Annotated in this window: 2 protein-coding genes; both read right to left on the bottom strand. The window is 27.1% G+C overall.

What is annotated here, in order from left to right; all coding sequences use genetic code 11:
- The coding region (locus KM800_RS15120; RefSeq protein WP_217813825.1) for a type II toxin-antitoxin system RelE family toxin at positions 1 to 308 on the bottom strand (308 nt) is incomplete at its 3' end.
- Positions 301 to 600, bottom strand: coding sequence for a type II toxin-antitoxin system Phd/YefM family antitoxin (locus tag KM800_RS15115; protein WP_136711351.1), 300 nt, complete (start codon positions 598 to 600; stop codon positions 301 to 303). The genes KM800_RS15120 and KM800_RS15115, both read right to left, overlap by 8 nt.
- Between the last annotated feature and the right edge of the window lie 23 nt (positions 601 to 623).

The following is a 623-nucleotide window of genomic DNA, read 5'->3' as shown; positions in this document are numbered from 1 at the left end:
TTATTTCTTTTAGTAGCTATTTTAAATACAGTATCTCTTTCTCTTTTTTGTATGGCTAATATATAAACTATACGTAGAATATCAACTCTATTATCTACTATTCTAAATATTATTCTTATACCTTCATTCCTTAACTTTTTTTCTTTACAACCATATAAGTTACCTTTGAGTGGTTTTCCTACTTCATCAGCTCTAAATTCTAGATCATCTATTGCTTTATTAACTATACTAAGTATAGAATTATCTAACTTTTTATATTCCTTTATCGCTCCTGCAGCAAAGATTATTTCAAATCTTTTATTATCCATTACGTCTTATATCCTTCCATTTAGCAGATAATTCAGGATGTTTTTCAACTTGTTTAATTCTATCACCTATAATTCTTTCTTCTTCTTTTTCCTCTAATTCAGCAAGTCTTTCATACATTTTCTCAAATTGATCGTATGATAGGATTACTGTATCAATATTACCATTATCAGATATATATATTGGATTTTCTTTTGCTTTTCTTCTATATTGTCCTAGTCTCTTAGAAACTACAGATGATTTTACTATCTGGTCTTTAGTTATTTTAGGTTTTGTATCTATAACAGCACTCATCTTAATCCCTCCTTATAACTTAC

Origin of the sequence: Clostridium tyrobutyricum, assembly GCF_019144085.1 — a bacterium.
Lineage (GTDB): Bacteria > Bacillota > Clostridia > Clostridiales > Clostridiaceae > Clostridium_B > Clostridium_B tyrobutyricum_A.
This window is presented reverse-complemented; position numbering and strand designations above follow the sequence as displayed.

Bases quoted from the DNA above. Each gene is read 5' to 3' on its own strand.
- KM800_RS15115 (WP_136711351.1), bottom strand. From the start codon at position 600: ATGAGTGCTGTTATAGATACAAAACCTAAAATAACTAAAGACCAGATA.